This is a genomic window from Bacillus thuringiensis (assembly GCF_001455345.1).
GTDB classification, from domain to species: domain Bacteria; phylum Bacillota; class Bacilli; order Bacillales; family Bacillaceae_G; genus Bacillus_A; species Bacillus_A thuringiensis_N.
This window is the reverse complement of record NZ_CP013274.1, coordinates 1114870-1133406: the sequence shown is the minus strand read 5'-3', so window position 1 is coordinate 1133406 and position 18537 is coordinate 1114870. Positions and strand designations below refer to the sequence as shown.

Here is an 18537-nt window from a genome sequence, read left to right as displayed (position 1 = left end):
TGTATGAATGTTAACGTTGTAAATCGTGAATTAAAAGTCGGACAGATTAAAATGAACGGTGTATCGTCGTCCGCACTCTTTTTAATTGGGGATGCAAATTTCCTCATACTATCTTCTATTCTTGATACACCATTCGAAACTGTTACAGAGGGGCCATTTGTACCATTAGTTACAGATGTCCCTCCTACTCCAGGTTAAGGAGACTGAAAAATTATGTTACATCATGTGTCTATTGTCGAAAATGTTTCTATTATTTCCTTAGGTATTGCTGCCGTATTTCAAGTTGGAGATGCAAATCAAATGGAATTAAAAAGTAGAGCTCTTGCCGTCCATCGTGAATTCCCTTGTTATATAAAAGACGAAGGTCGCTTAGATGCATTTGAAATCTTTACAGATGAATACATTACAATCCCGAAACGAACGACAGACGTAAAATTAAACATTATAAATGAGTGTCCTTTTATTAAAGTGAATAACGTTGAATTACGAACACTTTTAAACTCTGGTGGATTTCAAATTGGAAATGTTGATTATGTTTTTAATAACTCTCGTATTATGCAAATCCGCCAATATATTACGGATGAACCTTCTGCACAATAATTCATATAGTAATTAAAAAGCTTAGTAAAGTAGGTGGATGGTATGCCTTCTGTTGTTGGAAATCTCGTCGTTCAAAACAGTAATGGATCTTTCAATTTAGGAGATTTTTATAACGTGTCTCCGAAAGAAAACACGAAAGCTTATAATGGATCCGGAGCTTCCAATGTTGGATTTGTCGTGAATACATTTAACGGTGTTAGTGCAACAAATACGTTCGATTCTGATGTGGCCGATCAAGATCAGATTGGAACAGCATAAAAAAAGTAGGAGATATCTCCTACTTTTTTCTTCTTTCTACATGAGATTACAATTTTATTTAAATGATAATCCTTTTTCCTCTAGAGCCGCTCTCAATTTAGGTAAAGATGCCGGTCCCATACCATGCAGTTTTAAAATTTCTTTTTCACTATACTTTGAAAGTTCTTCTATAGTATGAATTCCATGATACTCTAGCGCATTTCGTGCTGGCGATGAAAGAAGTGAAAGAAATCCTGTTTTTGGTTTCTTTTCTTTCTCACAAGTTGGGCAAGTTGGACAATCGCTACTTTTGTAGTATTCATGTCCTTTTTCACACGTTCTTAACGTTTTTTCCGTTGCCATTTTCAAGTTCCTCTATTCTTCAATTTTTACAACATGATTCCCATCAAAGAAGTATAAACATTTCTCTTTCACAGGATGTTGTAAGCTTTTCTCGAGTGCTTTTGCATATAGCGAAAGCTGCACTTTATATCGCTCTTCTAAAATCGGTTTCGCTTGATCGAATCCACCTGGGAACTTTCCTTTAATCGTATCCGTTTTAAAGTCGATTAACGTGATACCATCTTCCTCTTCAATCATACAGTCGATAACACCTTGGACAAGAATCGTTTCGTCGCTCTTGCCTTGCCAATCTTGATATGCTTCTTCTGCTGCAAGCATCATCGTAAATGGTACTTCACGCTCAACACTTTTCGCCGCTAATACCCTTTTACCTAAATCACTTTCAAAGAACGCAATGACTTTTTCAATCGCAATTTCTTCTGCTTGTTCAAAAGTTAATAATTCCTTATTCACCATTCCAGCAATTTGCTCTTGAAGAACTTCAATCGTAATCGGCTTCTTCAAATCAACATGCTGCATAACGGCATGGACTGCTGTTCCGCGCTCTGCGTACGTTAGCCCTTTCTTCTCCATAAAGCGTGGACGTGTTTTAATTGGCGCACGTAGTTTTTTAATAAAGGCGTTATCGCTACCTTCTTCAGATTGATAATTTCTCTTTATTTCTGTAACAGATTGCTTTGCACGATGAGCTGTCGCTTCCTCATATCCGTACTTCCACATTAATCTATCGTACACTTCTTCTTTCCGTTCACTTTCTAACGGAACAGCCTTTTTCTCACGAAGTGCTTCTAACAACTCTTGCTTCTCTTCTTGAACTGGCTCTGGTGCAAGTAACGTGTTACCGTCTACAACTTCTACTTTCCAGCTAGTGTCATACCCATAAACTTCATCTGGAATGCTTCCTTGTCCTAATTCAAGAAGCATCTCACTATCACGATGTCTATATAATGAAGGTGCAATCCAGTCTAAATAACAAGACGCTCCAGCACGTATATGATCTGGTAATAACCATTCACTATGCTCCCTCGCATCAAGCCATTTCTCCATTTCCTTCGTTGCATCTTTCACTGTTCCGATTAAAATTAACTTCTCTTTTGCACGCGTTAATGCTACGTATAATACGCGCATTTCTTCCGCAATTAATTCCATTTTCATTTTACGCTTAATTGCTAGTTGCGATAATGTCGTATATTTAATTCGTTTACGAGGATCGATAAATTGTGAACCGAAACCGAAGTCTTTATGCAGTAAGAAACGCTTCATTAAATCCTGTGTATTAAAGCGACGACCAAGTCCAGCGACAAATACGACTGGGAACTCAAGTCCTTTACTTTTATGAATCGTCATAATACGAACGACGTCTTCTTGTTCACCTAGAGCTCTCGCCGTACCCATATCATCACCGCGTTCTAAAATACGCTCGATAAAGCGTAAGAAACGGAATAACCCTCTAAACGATGTTGCTTCATATTGTCTGGCACGGTCATATAGCACGCGTAAGTTTGCTTGTCTTTGCTTTCCAGCTGGTAAACCGCCAACGAAATCGTAATAGCCTGTCTCACCGTACACTTTCCAAATCAAATCAGAAAGTGACTGTTGGCGCGCGAATTCACGCCACCCTTGCAGTAAGTTATAGAACCACTCTAATTTATCATGTAGTTCTTGTTCTTCTTCAAGTGGTGCCCCTTTTAAGAATGAGCTCATTACTTCATAAAACGAACCTTTCTTTCCGTGAGCACGAAGCGTCGCAAGTTCTTCATCATTTAATCCAACGATCGGTGAACGAAGCACTGCGGCAAGTGGAATATCTTGCATCGGATTATCAATCACGCGGAAGACGTTCATCATAATATTTACTTCTGTCGCTTCAAAGTAACCAGTCGCAAGATCAGCGTATACTGGAATTCCTTGCAGCTTTAGCTCTTCCATAATTTGCGGTGCCCACGGCATGGAGCGAAGTAAAATAACGAAGTCGCGGTATTGTACAGGGCGCATACTATTATTTTTACGGTCATACACTTCATAACCTGAATCAACCATCGCTTTAATGCGCTGCGCCATAAGACGAGCTTCAAGCTGTGCCTTTTCTACTTCCGCACCTTCTTCACCGTCTAGTACTTCTTCTTCCGTTTGCTGAATACATAATAGTTCAGCCGCTACATCTTCACCTTCTGGATAGCTAGCACCTAACTTTAATTCAGCGTCAGCATCGTAGTCAATCTCCCCAACTTCTTCGCCCATAATTTGTTTGAAGATGAAGTTCGTGCCTGCTAGTACTTCATGACGACTACGGAAGTTTTTCGCTAAATCAATTTTCATTCCGCCGCCTAATCCTTCTTGCGTGAAACGTTTATACTTTCCTAGGAATAGGCCTGGTTCTGCTAATCGGAAACGATAAATCGATTGCTTCACGTCACCAACCATGAATAAGTTTCCTTCACTCTCAGAATCTTTCGTTACGAATTTAATAATCGATTCTTGTACGAAGTTCGTATCTTGATATTCATCGACTAATACTTCAGCAAATTTATTACGATATTGAAGTGCTACTGCTGATGGCTTCATTTCACCATCTTCACTTTGTTCACTTAAAATTTGTAAACAGAAATGCTCTAAATCTGTGAAATCGACCATGCCTTTATCTCGCTTCATCGCTTGGAAACGCTCTGTAAATACTTTTACAATCTGTACGAGTTTTTCTAATACAGGATGCATATCTTGAAAATCTCGTAAGAAACTTTCAGGTCTGCGGCTAAATAGCTCTTCTTGCAATTTCTTCACTTCATCCTTCGCTTTATTACGAAGAGAGTCTACTTGTTTTACAACGTCCTCGTTGTAATCACTTTTCTTAATACGCTTTAACGTTTGCCATGACACATTTTGCATTGCTTCGTACACACTTGTCCATGACTCACGAGCAGCTGATGATAACGTTCCAAGTAAAGCTAAGTCTGTTTGCAGGGTTTCAACGCGAGGTGCTGGACCGTCAGGAAGCATTGCAAGTTCAGTCGCTTTACGAATATGCTGTTCCGCTGTTTCAAGTTGGAATTTCACATCTTCTAATAAATACGAAGCATATACTAAATCTTCAATTGTCTTTCCTTCCACGTCGTATGCTTCCACTAATTTATCAAGCCATTTTTCCGGATTTGGATGTGCTCTTGATTCTGTATGAAGTGCTAAAATCATACGCTGTAAATCATCGTCACTACGGTCACTCGTATAACGATCAACAAGTTCAAAGAATATCGTATTATCTTCAATTCCATACTCTTCTTCTAATATGTCATCTAGCACTTCTTCTTTTAATAGTTCGTTTTCTGTTTGATTCGCAATGCGGAAACGAGGATCAACATCAAGCATGTAATAGTATCCTCTAATAACTTGTAAACAAAATGAATGGATCGTTGAAATGGAAGCTTTATTTAATAAGCTCAGCTGCTTTCTAATGTGCTGAGAGCCTGGCTCATCAATTAATACTTTTTCTAACGCTTCCCCAATTCTGTTTTTCATCTCTTGCGCCGCTGCATTTGTAAATGTTACAACGAGCAGGCGGTCGACATCGACTGGGTTTTCTTCATTTATAATCTTTTTAATAATACGTTCAACTAATACCGCTGTTTTCCCTGATCCTGCTGCTGCTGCGACTAAAATATCACGTCCGTTCGCTACAACGGCTTTCCACTGGTCATCTGTCCATTGACTACCTTCTGGTTTTTTAGGCCAATTTTCTATCATTCTCCGCCAACCTCCTCTCTAATTTTCTCCATCGCTTCACTATCTTTCATATCTTTTAGCGTACGGAATTGATTATCTTCAAGTGATTCATCGAACTGACAAACAGATTTGAAGTTACAGAACGTACACGCCGCTTTATTTCCCTTTTTGTAAGGAGCAATATCGATAACGCCTTCTGTAATGTCTTTTCCGATATTTTCAAACGTATGGTGTACGTATTTTTGTAGTACGTTAAACTCTTGTTCACTGGCAATACTAGAACGCGCACTAAAACTACCGTCTTTTTTCAGACCAGCAGAAATAATATCAGAGCTTCCTGTTGAAAGTTTGTTATCCATTAAACGAACAACGTCAGCATCTCCTAGTACGAGTCCTTTCATTTTGAATTTCTTTAAAATTTCCTTTTCAATTTCTGCTTCAGATGCGTCACCTTTCACCTCAACGATCGGGTTATGAATGTGGAAGTACAATACACCAGCTGGTGATGCTGCGTGGCCTTTTTTCATCCACGTCTGTGCATTTGAAGTAACGACATCTAAATACGTTAACATTTGAAGTGCTAATCCGTAATACACTTCCGTTAAGTCTAACGCTTTTGCACTTGATTTATAGTCAATAATACGTAGGAATGTTCCGTTTTCATCTTCCGCCTTATCAACACGGTCAATACGGCCAACTACTTCCATCTTCACACCATTTGGTAATGAGAACTCCATCGGCGGAAGCGACCCTGTACCACCCATACCGAATGGCACTTCTAAATCAACTGGTACGAAACCGCTCGACTTCGCATGTTCACGAAGAATGATTGACGTACGGAATATGATTTGTTGTAGTTTTTGTTTTAAATAGAAATGACGGTTTGAACTTAATAAAATTTGTCTTTGTAATAACGGTGCAATTTCTTCTATTACTACAGCAGAAAGATGCTCACACTCTTTTATTGATAAATCCGCCCAAGTACGATTTTCACGTAATAGCCTGTCCGCAATTCTCTTCAGCGCTGCATGGAATAACTCCCCGATATCTGGCGCATCCAATTTGAAAATATCACGCTCTCTTAATGATAAACCGTGCTGCGCGAAATGAGCGTATGCACAACGGTTAAATAGTTCCATACGAGAGACGCTTCCCTTAATTGTATCTCCGTACAAATCTCTACTTACAACTGTACTTAGCTTTTGCGCACGATTTCGGTAGAATAAACTTGATAGCACGCGGCTACTTTTTTGTTTCCATTCATCTGAAGTAACGTAGAAATTATATACATCCCACCAAAAGTCTAAATTCCCTTCAAATCCGTATCGCTTCCATGTTTGAAGTTGCTGCATAACATATGACAACGTTACTTCTGGCGTTGCTACGTACGAAATTTGTTCCGAACGTGATAAATCATTTACGTCATTCGTAATAAATGTATCTTTCACATCAGGGAACATTCTTTTTATTTTCTTAATAAAGCTAGACGCAAGTAACGTCTTCCCTTCCTCATCTGCAAGCGGACATGAAATATATAATTTCTCAGTTGCTCTCGTTACCATTTGGTACATAACGAACTGTTCTTCTAATAAAGTTTGTCTCGTCGTTGGTGCGAGTTCAATACCTGCAGCGCTAAGAACATCTCTTTCCTCATCTGAAAGCATACCTTCATCCATCGGTGCTGCTGGAATGACACCTTCATTCACGCCAATGACAAATGTTGCTTTCACATTTGATAATCTAGAACGATCAATATTCGCAATTAACACTTGGTCTAATGACGGCGGAATGTTGGCGAATTGAAGCGCCTCAAGACCTGTGGACATAACGTCTGTGAACATAGAAAGTGACATTTTTTCTTCGCCAAGCATCTCAACGAACGTATCAAGAAGACTCATAACTTCTTCCCATACTTGTTCATGATCTGTCGCAAATAAGAAATCGCCGCTCTCTTCTGCACGAATACGTAATGCTTCTAATTTTTTCGGAACATCCAGCTCTTCTAAAAATAAGTAAACAGCTTCGCACATTTGCATAACTGTTCCCGCACGCTTCAGTCTTTTTTGCATACGAATAACAGGCGTTCTTACAACGTCGCGCAATCGATTTATTTTCTCTTCCATTTCACGTTCACTGTCTGTAATCATCCCATTCGTATCGTCAAGAGAACGATAGCGTCGGTACATCCACGGATCCTCAGAAGTCCATCTCTTCCCTTGTACACCGTACGCTAAACAGTAGTTTTCAAACTCATCCATCTCTTCGCGCATTGCTTCTTTTCTTACGTCTAATGGATATAAAAGCTCTGTTTTCACGCAGCGAAACACTGCATCATAACGCCAATTCCCGCTAATGATCTCGAGTGCTGACCGAATGCATTCTACTAGCGGATGATGTGACATCGGTCGTTTTTCATCGATGAAGTGCGGGATATTATAATCTGTAAATAACGTTCGCATCACATCGTAATAACTTTCCCCGTTACGAAGAAGAACTGCAATATCACGGTAACGATAATCTTCGTCCGCCACAAGTCTACGAATTTCACGGGCTACACCTTCTACTTCAGCTCTTAAATTAGCTGCTGTACGAATCGTTACACTCGCTTCACCGTGAAACTTTTCATTTGGACGTGCTTCGTAATGCATTTCTAAATGCGCTAATGCCGGAGAATGAAAACGCGGCTGTTCCATAAGTGGAATCGTTTTTTCAATTTCTATCTTCTCTTCACGTGCTACTTGTTTTATTTTTTCATACGTTAACGTCGTTTCATAAAATAGATCTAGTTCATTTACTGGCTGTGCTAACGTCTTTTCATCTATCGTTAACGTAATCGTAACTCTCGCTCCGCAAATCATAAGCTGCCTTACAATTTCTAGCTCTTGCGGTGAAAACGAATGAAATCCATCTATATAAATTTCAGCCTGATTTACATACTCAGACTGCGGAAGCTTTTCCACTAGCAATTGCAGATAGTCTTCTGAATCTAAATATTTTCCGATTAAGGCACGCTCAAAATCATCATATAGTAGTTGTAAATCATATACTTTATTCGCCAGTAGCTTTTGTTCGGCACTGCTACTATGCGCATCTAATTGTTGCCACATTTCATATACGTTTGATGGCGTCACGTTATATCGTTTAAACTCTGCAATCATACTGCCAAGATGTTCAAAGAAACCGTTTTGCTCCGCTGCTTTTTGGAACACCGATAATCCATCTTTACGAGACTCTACAATTTTACGAAGTAACATATGTACGCCCGCTTCATCAATGTGAAGACGACTCGCTCCACCAACTTCTTGCAATACTTTCCACGCTAACCGTGAAAAACTAAAAACTTGTGCCCGAATAGAACCTCTAACATCCTCACTACCAATTAACGCCTGCTGCGTTTGAAATGTCATCTGTTCTGGCACAAGATATAATATTGTTTCTCCTCTTGGACGCTGTTTTAACTCTTCTTGCACTTCGTGTAAACAAAGTGTACTTTTTCCACTTCCCGCTCTACCAATCACAAATCGAAGTGACATGTAACCCCACCTTTCACTTACATAACGAACGTTAGTTTGCTACTATAATTGTATTATAGGACACGAAAAAAGACAAACAGAGTAGTTTGTCTTTTTCTATACTTCTACCTATTATATCAACCTTTTGAAAAATTCGTTTGTACCTCTTGAATTGGCCAATATCGTAAATCAACTTTACCGACAACTGTATCAGCTTTTACAAAACCAAAGTGTCTACTATCCCAGCTCCCGAGGCGATTATCACCTACTACAAAAATATATCCCGGTGGCACCGATTTTTCTTTCGTTAACTCTTCTAGTTTAAAATCACCTGTTAGTTGTCGTCCATCTATCTCTTTCTTATACGTTTCTAAATAAGGTTCATCCACGAATTGTCCGTTTATATATAGTTTATCATGCTTATATTCAATTTGATCCCCAGGTAAACCGATAATTCGCTTTACGTAGTCCTCTTTTTTATTCGCATGAAACACAACAACATCAAACCTATTCAAGTCCCCCACTTGATAACTCACCTTATTTACAACGAGCATATTGCCATCTTGCAATGTCGGCATCATTGACTTCCCCTCTACAACGTACGTTGAAAAGAAAAACGTTCGAAAAAATACAGCTAATAATACACCAATTAAAATTGTTCGTATCCACTCTATGCCTTCTTTTTTCAAAGTTTTCTTCATCCGCTTCTCCCCTTATCCTTTAATAATGAAGCTTTCCTTTACAAAGAAGACTATTCTTACTGTAGTTCTAACTTTACTTCGATTTTCTTACCGACATACCATAAAATAAAAATACCAATCGCTACAATGACTGATTTCACCGGATTATGAATAAATGACATTAAATCATGACCGATATACGTTAAAATAAAAATCATCACAAGCTTTCCGAACGCGAGCGCAAGGCCAAACTGTTTTACACTAATGCGTGATAGACCAGCAACAACATTTATAAGCGCAGACGGTGTAAACGGAAAACAAAATATGACGAAAATCGGCGCGAACCCTTTCCTTTCAATCCATCCCATTGCCTTTCGTACTTTCTCATGCTTATTCACAAAAGAAAAGAAACGACTTCGGCCAAAATGGCGGATTATGAAAAAGACAAGTAAGGCACCCATTACTGATCCAAGCCAAGAATAAAGAAAACCGAGCCAAAATCCAAATGCAACAGCATTGGCCAGTACAAATACGATGAGTGGCAATGCTGGAATTAGCGCCTCTATCATCGGTAACCCAATACCAAGAAGTGGTCCGAACGCTTTATAGCTTTCAACAATATGATCCATATTTTCTGGTGAAAAATACTCTTTGATTGTCTGAAAATCCATTCTACACTTTACCCCTTTACTCTAAGTACTACCTCTACTGTATCATTGCTTATATGAAAGAGGAAATGGTAGGTACGACATATGGAGATGTAATTATTAAGTTTCCATACCTTCCATGAGAATTCCTTCATTATTTAACTATGATAATCCATCAATATTCGACAGGGTGTGTCGTTACTTGGGCGTTTTTTCAAATATATCGACTTACCGACAAAACTGAAAAGTAAAAGGATGGGGAGCCCCCATCCTTTTACACTTCGCCTTCTTTCACAAAATACACTTTCTCATATGCCGGTTTCAATTTAGATTCTTCAATTTTATCAACCTCTTTAAAACAAGGATTTCCTTGTTTTTTTCTACGGTCTTCATATTCAGTACGCAATTTCGCTGTACGATTTTGTTGATTTTCAAAGCTAGTTTTCGATATCTCTAACTTCACCGCAAAGCCATTTATAAATCGAATAATAAGATTTCCATCTTTTAATTCTTTATTGCTTTCAATATAAAAATGAGACAACCACGCGCACTCTTTTCTAGAATACGAATAGGTAGGGAAAAAATAAAGTTGATCGGTCGGACTAATCGCAATTGGTGCTTTATGTGTAATGTGAGTTAACTCTTTCGTTCCTTCTTTTCTGCCTAAGAAACTAGAACCATGCTTGCGGCAACTTCTTTCTATAATATCTAGAGGTTTTTGAAATACGAAAAAAGAGTCTTGCACTTCAACAACTCGCGTAACAATTTTCTTTTCACTGAGAATTACAGGAAGTAAGGCCATTGTATTTTTATTTACAACATAGTTTTCGACATAGCGTTCTACTTTACTTTCCATATTCCACTATCTCCTTTTTTCTATTTATATTAGCAGCTGCATGTATAATTTTAGCATCTATGAAAAGGAAATGGCTTATAGATTTCGCTTTTTTACAATACTTTATCATTTATCAAATTTCTTTTAAAATATTAAATGTAAATATAGTGATTAACTAATAAAAATCTACATAAAATGTATTTATACTATCAATAAATATTTACAATTGCTTCCTTATTTCGCATCATTACGACAATTAACTTTGCTATAATTAAAAATAAAATCCAATATATGGAGGTCCACTATGGAAGAAAAAGAACTTCAACCAACGATTCAAATGAAAAATAGTAGCATTGTGATCGTGAAAAACTCAGCAAGTATTATATTCGGCTTATTTTTCATACTACTATTTTTTGCAAAACCTTTTCGTAAATCAAAATGCTCTGAATGTAAAAAACGCGAGAAGAAAAAGGTTGAAATAGAAGAGTAAAAGGCCTTCCATTTCGGAAGGCCTTTTACTCTTCTTCATATTCATTTTTTTCTTCCGAGTGTCCTTGTATCCCCTTTATTTTTTAACATTATTACATATCAAAAAAATATGATGAAAAATTACCCACTACGTTAAAAAGTACTCGTACGTGTTACCCGTTTTTATTTTTTATTAAGAACTTCAACTTTATACATCACTAGCAACTTTTTAATTCGTTAAATCTGCAATATAAGTTTTGTATATAATTCCATTTCAAAACACAAAATATGTAAGTAATTATTTATGATTACATTAGTTTTTATCTACTTCCAAAAAGGAGCTGTATAATATGGAGAAAAAAAGTCTATTAAACCAACAGATTAATAGCGTCCCATCAGATGCTCTGAATACCCCTAGTAAAGAGCAAGAACAAATGTTAGAAACGTCATCTCAAGACAAACAAAATTCTAACAACAATACTAACAAAAAAGATGTTACTCAAAGCCTATATGGCACAGATTTACCCATTTCGGATGTAGACAGAACAACAAATAAAAAATGAATTGTAAAAAAAATTAAGAACAAATAAAGTTTTACTTTCTCGTTTAGAAAGTAAAACTTTATTCAGCCCTCAATAATTGAGCGTTAACAAGCAGTTGGTCTCCCGCCGAATTTTAAGATGGAAAGACTTTCTCCACAACAAAAAAAGGATGGCAGCAGCCATCCTTTTTTCCATAATAAACTATAAAATTATAGTTTGATTACGTTTTTAGCTTGAGGTCCACGGTTACCATCTTCGATTTCGAAGCTAACTTTTTGACCTTCTTCTAGAGATTTGAAACCGTCAGTTTCGATTGCAGAGAAATGTACGAATACATCGTTTTCGCCTGGAACTTCGATGAAACCGAATCCTTTTTCGTTGTTAAACCATTTTACTTGTCCTGTTACTGCCATAATTATTTCCTCCTAAGAAAATACAAATTTTAAATTTTTTAGTCTTCCTGTCTAAAAAAAGAATCCACACATTATCAAATACGAAACATAAACTAGTTCTCACATACTTTTTCTCGTTCGTTTTCAGCACTTGATAACATATGGATTGCTTAATTTAACTATTCAACTGACATTATCATAGCATACTTAAAATAAAATGTACAATCTTTTTTAAAAATAGAATTTCTAATTTTTAGTATTTCTTTTAAAATATAATCATCTCTATTCCAAATAAGGAGGAATTCATGACAGCCAAAATCCCTAAAAAAATATTAAAGAAAATTGAAGAGGATATTGAAAATAATAATTTTGGTAAGGCAAGAGATAGACTACATGGCCTCATCTCTACATACCCAAATGAATTATATCTTCGAAAACAACTCGGAGACATTTATTATAAATTGCAATATCCAGAAATGGCTGGACGTTACTGGTATTTAGAGGAACATAAAACAGACATTATGCATGAATCATGTTTATTATTTGAAAAATCAATGGGAAATGATCCTTATCATATTTCACGTGCTTTAAAATTCAAAGGAGATTCTATCCATATAAAGAGGTTAGATAAAGATCAAAATTTATCTTTAGTACAGAAAACAGTAGTAGAAGAATTAGTTTATGAGTATCAGGAAACATGGCAAGATAAGTTAGTCCCACTTAGCTGTCTAGTATTTCTTGCTTTCCTTCTTTTTTCTGCCATTGTTGGTATATTCACTATATGGAATTGGATTTTTTAATTATAGGAGGAATTTTCACATGTCAAACTACGCTAACGAAGAAAAACTAACTGGCGGAAACGTCTCAAACGTATATCGTTCTGAAAATACTGTTCGGCGAGAATTAAAGCCAGACAGTGCAAAAATTCATACATTATTACAGCACTTAGAAAAGAAAGGTTTTCATCATGCTCCAAAGTTTTTAGGTATAGATGAAAAAGATAGAGAAATTTTATCCTTTATTGAAGGAGAAGCTGGGAATTATCCGTTAAAAGAATATATGCGATCTAATGATGTGTTAAAAGAAATTGCAAAGATGCTCCGCCTGTACCATGATGCTGTAAGTGATTTTCCTTTATCAGATGATTGGAAACCGATGGATCATACCCCAAATAATATTGAGGTTTTATGCCATAACGATTTTGCCATATACAATATTATTTTTAATCAAGAAAAACCAGTAGGCATTATTGATTTCGATGTTGCTGCTCCTGGACCAAGAATTTGGGATATCGCTTATACGCTGTATACTTGTGTACCTTTAAGTAGAGTGTATTATACAGAATCAGGTAAGGCAATTCATTATGAATCGGCACAACATGCTGACTCTATAAAAGAAAGAGTAAAATTATTTGTCCAGTCCTACGGTAAAAGTATGGATGAAGATTACTTAGGAATGGTGTTACTGCGATTAGAAGCTTTATGTACATATATAAAACGAAAAGCAAACGAAGGCGACTTAAATTTCCAAAGAATGATTGACGAAGGACATTTAGAACATTATGAAAAAGATATGAAGTTTATTCGTGAGCATAGAGCTGAGTGGATTTGATAAGCTATGGTGATATTGTCATTTTGTGTCGGTAAGTCGATATCCTTTGTCGAATCGTTGATATATTAGAAAAATCGTTGATATATTTTAAGTTACGGTAGATATATCGAAAAAATCGTTGATATATTTTCATTTACTCTCGCATCGTTCAAAAAATAACAAGGGGGCACCATTTCAACAGGTGCCCCTTCCTTTTATTTCGTAAACTGCGCCTCTTCCGTAGATCCTTTTAATGCTGTCGTTGATGAAGTACCGCCTGTAATTACTTGTGCTACTTCATCAAAGTAACCTGTTCCTACTTCTCGTTGATGACGAGTTGCAGAGTAGCCATGTTTTTCTGCTGCGAATTCTGCTTGCTGTAGTTCAGAGTACGCTGCCATGCCGCGCTCTTTATAGCCTCGTGCTAATTCAAACATGCCGTAGTTTAATGAGTGGAATCCAGCAAGTGTTACGAACTGGAACTTATAACCGTAAGATGCGATTTCTTTTTGGAAGCTCGCAATTGTTTTCTCATCTAGTTTTTGTTTCCAGTTAAATGAAGGTGAACAGTTGTATGCAAGCAATTTCCCTGGATGCTCTTTATGAATTGCGTCCGCAAATCGTTTTGCATCTTCTAAATTCGGTTCAGATGTTTCACACCAAACGAGGTCTGCATAAGGAGCGTATGCTAAACCACGTGCAATCGCTTGATCAAGACCTGCTTTCGTACGGTAAAATCCTTCTGGTGTCCTTTCTCCTGTAATAAACGCTTTATCAACAGGATCGATATCGCTCGTAATTAAATCTGCCGCATCCGCATCTGTTCTTGCAACGATAATTGTCGGCACTCCCATTACATCTGCAGCAAGGCGTGCAGAAATTAAATTACGCACCGCTGTTTGCGTTGGTAGTAATACTTTTCCGCCTAAATGACCGCATTTCTTCTCTGAAGATAATTGATCTTCAAAATGCACGCCAGATGCACCTGCTTCAATCATACCTTTCATCAGTTCAAATACATTTAATTGTCCGCCAAATCCAGCTTCTGCATCTGCTACAATCGGCACGAAATAATCTGTATCACCGCTTCCTTCCATATGCTGAATTTGATCCGCACGTTGAAGCGTTTGATTAATTCGTTTTACTACAGCCGGTACACTGTTCGCTGGATATAAACTTTGGTCTGGATACATATGGCCAGAAAGATTTGCATCAGCCGCTACTTGCCAGCCACTTAAATAAATTGCTTTTAACCCAGCTTTTACTTGTTGCATCGCTTGGTTTCCTGTTAATGCACCAAGTGCGTTAATGTAATCTTCCGTATGAAGCGACGCCCAAAGCTTTTCAGCACCGCGGCGCGCTAATGTATGTTCAATATCAATTGATCCGCGCAGGCGAATTACATCTTCTGCCGAATATGGACGTGTGATCCCTTTCCAGCGATTATCTAGTTCCCAGCTCTCTTGTAATTTCTCGATTCTTTCGTTTTTCATTTGTTCCATCCCCTTTTCACTTTTTATAAAATTTCATAACCCGGTAATGTTAAAAATGGTACGAATTCATCATTCCGAACGAGATTTGTAAACAACGTTGTCGCCTCTTGGAATCTCCCTTTCTTAAAGGCTTCTTTACCAATCTCTCTTTCTATTTTTGCTAATTCTTCTTCTTTTAGCTCTTCCACTAGTTCAAGCGTAATATTACGGCCATCATTTAGTTTTCCACCTTCATGACGAATCCATTGCCATACTTGTGCCCTAGAAATTTCCGCTGTTGCCGCATCTTCCATTAAGTTATAAATTGGTGCTGCTCCCCGTCCACTTAACCAAGATGCAATATATTGAATGCCTACACTAATATTCATACGAAGGCCTTCTTCTGTAATCGTTCCCACTGGTACTTCTAATAAATCCTTTTCTGTTACATGTATTTCTTCTCGTTTTCTAAAGATTTGATTCGGTGTTTTCATAATGTGATTAAATATTTCCATTGCGACTGGTACAAGTCCCGGGTGGGCAACCCAAGTCCCGTCATGACCGTCTAAAGCTTCGCGCTCCTTATCCGCACGCACTTTTTCAAAAGCTGCTTCATTCGCTTCTGGATTGTTTTTAATCGGAATTTGTGCTGCCATTCCTCCAATAGCTGGTGCATTGCGACGGTGACACGTTTGAATTACTTTCAAAGAATACGCGCGCATAAACGGCGCCGTCATCGTGACTTGCGCTCTATCTGGAAGTAAAAATTCATTATGATTACGGAAGCCCTTTAGAAAGCTAAAAATATAATCCCATCTTCCGCAATTTAATCCAGCAGAATGTTCTTTAAGCTCATACAAAATTTCATCCATTTCAAACGAAGCGTGAATCGTTTCCAGTAATACCGTCGCTTTAATCGTTCCGTTTGGAATACCGATATATTTTTGAGAAAATACAAAAACATCATTCCATAGCCTTGCTTCTAAATAGCTTTCCATTTTCGGTAAGTAAAAGTATGGCCCGCTTCCTTTTGCTAAAAGGGCTTTCGCATTATGGAAAAAGTAAAGTCCGAAATCTACTAAGCTACCAGACATATTCTTCCCGTCAACTTGCATATGTTTTTCTTCTAAATGCCATCCTCTTGGGCGCACAATTAATACTGCTGTTTTACTCTTTAGACGATATTCTTTTCCGTTTTCATTTTTATGTGAAATCGTTCCCTTTACTGCATCTCGTAAATTTATTTGACCTTCAATCGCATTTTCCCAAGTTGGTGAATTCGAATCTTCAAAATCCGCCATAAAAAGATGTGCTCCTGAATTTAAAGCGTTAATAACCATCTTTCTATCTACTGGGCCAGTAATCTCTACGCGGCGATCCTCTAAATCTTTTGGCAATTTAGCAATTGTCCAATCAGCTTCACGTATGTGCTTTGTTTCTTCTAAAAACTTCGGAAACTCTCCTGCATCAATTTTCTGTTGTTTTTCCACACGTTTTTGTAAAAGTTCTATGCGGCGCTCATTGAAAGTTTCATGTAGTTCCTTTAAAAAACTAAGCGCCTCAGGTGTCAATATTTCGTTGTACGCTGGTAACATTTCTCCCACGAGTGTAACCCGTGAAGTTTGCGTCGACATATTAGCATCCCCTTCTTAAACTGTTTTATAACAGATTTGATTTTATGTTTTATATTATATAACAAATCTTCAGAAAAGGAAGTTTTTTTTGAAAATTTAATTGTTTTTTATAAAACTGTATTCTTCCACCGGCTTTACACATAAAAAAGAAGCCAGTGTTATACAACACCGGCTTCTTTTTCTATTATTTATTCAAAAATTGTTTTAAATAAGAACTGCGCATATTGTTCACGTGTTACTTTCATGTTTGGAGCAAAGTTACCCTTCCCATCTCCTACTGAAATACCATTTGAAGCTACTGCATTAATCGCATTTTCTGCCCAATACCCTTTTGGTACATCTTTAAATCCTTTTGTTGCTTTTACTTCTAACTCATATGCTACTGTAAGCACTTGTGCCATTTCTGCACGTGTTAATGTATCTTTCGGTCTAAAGTTTCCAGTTCCATCACCATTAAAGATACCTAATTCTGTTAATACTAAAATTTCTTCTAAGAACATTGTTGACTTTTCATTAATATCTTTGTATGGATTTTCAAGAATATCGCCTTCCTCGAATGCTTCACTGAAATCGATTGTGCGATAAATTAAAGCGGCTACTTGTTCACGAGTTACGTTATGTCCAAAACCGAATACACCATTTCCATAACCAAGCATAATTTCGTGTTCTGCTAAAGTTTGAATTGCTTCATAAGACCAGTGTCCTGCTGGTACATCTTTAAAGATTGCCTGACTTGCTTGTTGTGGCTTTGCAGCTAATTCAGCTTTTGCTGTAGTCCCTTCAGCACTAAATGCTACTCCACCCATAATTGTTAAAGCTGTTGCTACTTTTAGAATCTTTTTCTTCAAAGTACTCTCTCCCTAAAAACATATTTTTTTCTAATATAAAGAATTAACGAAAGCGTAACAATACAATTCCCATGTGATTTTTGTCTAATTTATGAACTATATTTCATATACTTTTATTTACACTCTATTAATAATAAAGTTACTAAACCTCATATTTAAACAAGAAAAAGTTACTTTATTCAATCTCTTATTATCCATTAAATTCCAACAAATAAATTATGAACAGAAAATCGATATACTTATAAATAATATAAAACAAGAAAAAAGCGTGGAATTTCCGCGCTTTTTTCTTGTTTTATATTATATTGATATACTTTAAACGTCCTTATATTTTAACTTTCATTCATAATCTTCATCTTTTACAGGAAAATAAAAAACAGCTCTATTTAAAAACGTTGCATATTGCTCACGTGTTACAACTGTATTCGGTTCAAATTTCCCATTTCCTGTTCCTACTATGACATGATTAGACTGCAGTGCACTAATCGCATTTTTTGCCCAATGATTATTTGGTACATCTTTAAATGTATGGTTCTTCTTCACCTCAAATGTAAATGCGTTTGTAAGAATTTGCGCCATTTCTGCGCGTGTTACTGATGCAGTTGGCCTAAAGTTTCCTTTTTCATCGCCTTTAAAAATACCATGCTCTGTTAATACTAAAATTTCATCTAAAAACATTGTTGCCCTCTCAGAAATATCTTTGTATGGATTTTTTAAAGGTCCTTCCTTTTTCAAATTCAATGTACGATACAGTACTGCCGCTACTTGTTCTCTTGTTACATTATCACCTACACCAAACTTACCATTTCCATAGCCTAACATTACTTTATTGTATACTACGTCCATTATATCGTCATATGCCCAGTAGTTTACTGGAACGTCATCAAACACAATCATTTCTGGATATTCTTCTGCTTTTACGTTTGGAACATTCGTACTTACAAACAAGCCGCCCATAATAGTTACCGTTGCCATTATACGTAACATGTTCTTCTTCATT

18 protein-coding genes are annotated in these 18537 nt (G+C 37.0%); 7 read left to right on the top strand and 11 right to left on the bottom strand.

All coding sequences use genetic code 11. From position 1 onward, the window contains the following. Positions 1-3 precede the first annotated feature (3 nt). Genes gerPD through gerPF form a run of 3 tightly spaced genes read left to right on the top strand, consistent with a single transcriptional unit; the run spans position 4 to position 858 of the window. Positions 4-198 (top strand): spore germination protein GerPD, encoded by a 195-nt coding sequence (gene gerPD, locus ATN06_RS05975; RefSeq protein WP_001102341.1) that lies wholly within the window; start codon positions 4-6, stop codon positions 196-198. Between the two features lie 15 nt (positions 199-213). After that, positions 214-600, top strand: a complete 387-nt coding sequence (locus ATN06_RS05970) for a spore germination protein GerPE (RefSeq protein ID WP_060629919.1) — start codon at positions 214-216, stop codon at positions 598-600. Positions 601-642: 42 nt separating this feature from the next. Beyond that, positions 643-858, top strand: a complete 216-nt coding sequence (gene gerPF / locus ATN06_RS05965; protein ID WP_001141566.1) for a spore germination protein GerPF — start codon at positions 643-645, stop codon at positions 856-858. 54 nt (positions 859-912) lie between these two features. Here gerPF and ATN06_RS05960 read toward each other — a convergent pair whose 3' ends face one another. The 6 genes from ATN06_RS05960 to ATN06_RS05935 form a co-directional block, all read right to left on the bottom strand. After that, on the bottom strand, positions 913-1200 hold the full coding sequence (locus ATN06_RS05960) for an RNA polymerase alpha subunit C-terminal domain-containing protein (RefSeq protein WP_060629918.1): 288 nt from the start codon (positions 1198-1200) through the stop codon (positions 913-915). 12 nt (positions 1201-1212) lie between these two features. Next, positions 1213-4938: a helicase-exonuclease AddAB subunit AddA gene (gene addA / locus ATN06_RS05955; RefSeq protein WP_060629917.1), complete on the bottom strand. Its 3726-nt coding sequence runs from the start codon at positions 4936-4938 to the stop codon at positions 1213-1215. After that, a complete protein-coding gene (addB, locus tag ATN06_RS05950; protein ID WP_060629916.1) occupies positions 4935-8450 on the bottom strand; it encodes a helicase-exonuclease AddAB subunit AddB in 3516 nt (1171 codons plus the stop codon). Before addB ends, addA begins: the two co-directional genes overlap by 4 nt. Before the next feature lie 116 nt (positions 8451-8566). Next, positions 8567-9130 carry a signal peptidase I gene (gene lepB, locus ATN06_RS05945; RefSeq protein ID WP_060629915.1) on the bottom strand — a complete coding sequence of 188 codons (564 nt, stop codon included), beginning with the start codon at positions 9128-9130 and terminating at the stop codon, positions 8567-8569. 56 nt (positions 9131-9186) lie between these two features. Next, the gene (locus ATN06_RS05940; protein ID WP_060629914.1) at positions 9187-9780 is read right to left on the bottom strand and encodes a TVP38/TMEM64 family protein; all 594 of its coding nucleotides are present in this window, start codon (positions 9778-9780) and stop codon (positions 9187-9189) included. 250 nt (positions 9781-10030) lie between these two features. Continuing rightward, the gene (locus ATN06_RS05935) at positions 10031-10612 is read right to left on the bottom strand and encodes a competence protein ComK (RefSeq protein ID WP_060629913.1); all 582 of its coding nucleotides are present in this window, start codon (positions 10610-10612) and stop codon (positions 10031-10033) included. A gap of 283 nt (positions 10613-10895) precedes the next feature. On the opposite strand from ATN06_RS05935, the gene ATN06_RS05930 reads away from it, so the two are divergent. Both ATN06_RS05930 and ATN06_RS05925 read left to right on the top strand, forming a co-directional pair. Continuing rightward, positions 10896-11081 (top strand): hypothetical protein, encoded by a 186-nt coding sequence (locus ATN06_RS05930; protein ID WP_060629912.1) that lies wholly within the window; start codon positions 10896-10898, stop codon positions 11079-11081. Positions 11082-11409: 328 nt separating this feature from the next. Next, on the top strand, positions 11410-11622 hold the full coding sequence (locus tag ATN06_RS05925) for a hypothetical protein (RefSeq protein ID WP_060629911.1): 213 nt from the start codon (positions 11410-11412) through the stop codon (positions 11620-11622). 188 nt (positions 11623-11810) lie between these two features. Here ATN06_RS05925 and cspA read toward each other — a convergent pair whose 3' ends face one another. Then, positions 11811-12014 carry an RNA chaperone/antiterminator CspA gene (cspA, locus tag ATN06_RS05920; RefSeq protein WP_000301518.1) on the bottom strand — a complete coding sequence of 68 codons (204 nt, stop codon included), beginning with the start codon at positions 12012-12014 and terminating at the stop codon, positions 11811-11813. Between the two features lie 284 nt (positions 12015-12298). Here cspA and ATN06_RS05915 point away from each other — a divergent pair, with 284 nt between their 5' ends. Both ATN06_RS05915 and ATN06_RS05910 read left to right on the top strand, forming a co-directional pair. Then, positions 12299-12793, top strand: coding sequence for a DUF6584 family protein (locus tag ATN06_RS05915; protein ID WP_060629910.1), 495 nt, complete (start codon positions 12299-12301; stop codon positions 12791-12793). Between the two features lie 19 nt (positions 12794-12812). Then, on the top strand, positions 12813-13604 hold the full coding sequence (locus ATN06_RS05910; protein ID WP_060629909.1) for a phosphotransferase: 792 nt from the start codon (positions 12813-12815) through the stop codon (positions 13602-13604). Between the two features lie 194 nt (positions 13605-13798). Here the strand turns inward: ATN06_RS05910 and aceA are convergent, their stop codons facing one another. The 4 genes from aceA to ATN06_RS05890 all read right to left on the bottom strand — a co-directional run bounded on the left by aceA (position 13799) and on the right by ATN06_RS05890 (position 18536). Continuing rightward, positions 13799-15076, bottom strand: a complete 1278-nt coding sequence (gene aceA / locus ATN06_RS05905; RefSeq protein WP_060629908.1) for an isocitrate lyase — start codon at positions 15074-15076, stop codon at positions 13799-13801. A gap of 23 nt (positions 15077-15099) precedes the next feature. After that, positions 15100-16689 carry a malate synthase A gene (gene aceB / locus ATN06_RS05900; protein WP_060629907.1) on the bottom strand — a complete coding sequence of 530 codons (1590 nt, stop codon included), beginning with the start codon at positions 16687-16689 and terminating at the stop codon, positions 15100-15102. Positions 16690-16877: 188 nt separating this feature from the next. Further along, positions 16878-17537, bottom strand: a complete 660-nt coding sequence (locus tag ATN06_RS05895) for an S-layer homology domain-containing protein (RefSeq protein ID WP_060629906.1) — start codon at positions 17535-17537, stop codon at positions 16878-16880. A 339-nt stretch (positions 17538-17876) separates the two neighbouring features. Beyond that, a complete protein-coding gene (locus tag ATN06_RS05890) occupies positions 17877-18536 on the bottom strand; it encodes an S-layer homology domain-containing protein (RefSeq protein WP_060629905.1) in 660 nt (219 codons plus the stop codon). Between the last annotated feature and the right edge of the window lies 1 nt (position 18537).

Coding starts and splice junctions, on each gene's coding strand:
- ATN06_RS05960 (WP_060629918.1), bottom strand. CDS start 1,200: ATGGCAACGGAAAAAACGTTAAGAACGTGTGAAAAAGGACATGAATAC.
- gerPF (WP_001141566.1), top strand. CDS start 643: ATGCCTTCTGTTGTTGGAAATCTCGTCGTTCAAAACAGTAATGGATCT.
- ATN06_RS05925 (WP_060629911.1), top strand. CDS start 11,410: ATGGAGAAAAAAAGTCTATTAAACCAACAGATTAATAGCGTCCCATCA.
- addA (WP_060629917.1), bottom strand. CDS start 4,938: ATGATAGAAAATTGGCCTAAAAAACCAGAAGGTAGTCAATGGACAGAT.
- ATN06_RS05940 (WP_060629914.1), bottom strand. CDS start 9,780: ATGGATTTTCAGACAATCAAAGAGTATTTTTCACCAGAAAATATGGAT.
- ATN06_RS05935 (WP_060629913.1), bottom strand. CDS start 10,612: ATGGAAAGTAAAGTAGAACGCTATGTCGAAAACTATGTTGTAAATAAA.
- ATN06_RS05910 (WP_060629909.1), top strand. CDS start 12,813: ATGTCAAACTACGCTAACGAAGAAAAACTAACTGGCGGAAACGTCTCA.
- ATN06_RS05970 (WP_060629919.1), top strand. CDS start 214: ATGTTACATCATGTGTCTATTGTCGAAAATGTTTCTATTATTTCCTTA.
- ATN06_RS05930 (WP_060629912.1), top strand. CDS start 10,896: ATGGAAGAAAAAGAACTTCAACCAACGATTCAAATGAAAAATAGTAGC.
- aceB (WP_060629907.1), bottom strand. CDS start 16,689: ATGTCGACGCAAACTTCACGGGTTACACTCGTGGGAGAAATGTTACCA.
- lepB (WP_060629915.1), bottom strand. CDS start 9,130: ATGAAGAAAACTTTGAAAAAAGAAGGCATAGAGTGGATACGAACAATT.
- cspA (WP_000301518.1), bottom strand. CDS start 12,014: ATGGCAGTAACAGGACAAGTAAAATGGTTTAACAACGAAAAAGGATTC.
- aceA (WP_060629908.1), bottom strand. CDS start 15,076: ATGAAAAACGAAAGAATCGAGAAATTACAAGAGAGCTGGGAACTAGAT.
- ATN06_RS05890 (WP_060629905.1), bottom strand. CDS start 18,536: ATGAAGAAGAACATGTTACGTATAATGGCAACGGTAACTATTATGGGC.
- ATN06_RS05915 (WP_060629910.1), top strand. CDS start 12,299: ATGACAGCCAAAATCCCTAAAAAAATATTAAAGAAAATTGAAGAGGAT.
- addB (WP_060629916.1), bottom strand. CDS start 8,450: ATGTCACTTCGATTTGTGATTGGTAGAGCGGGAAGTGGAAAAAGTACA.
- gerPD (WP_001102341.1), top strand. CDS start 4: ATGAATGTTAACGTTGTAAATCGTGAATTAAAAGTCGGACAGATTAAA.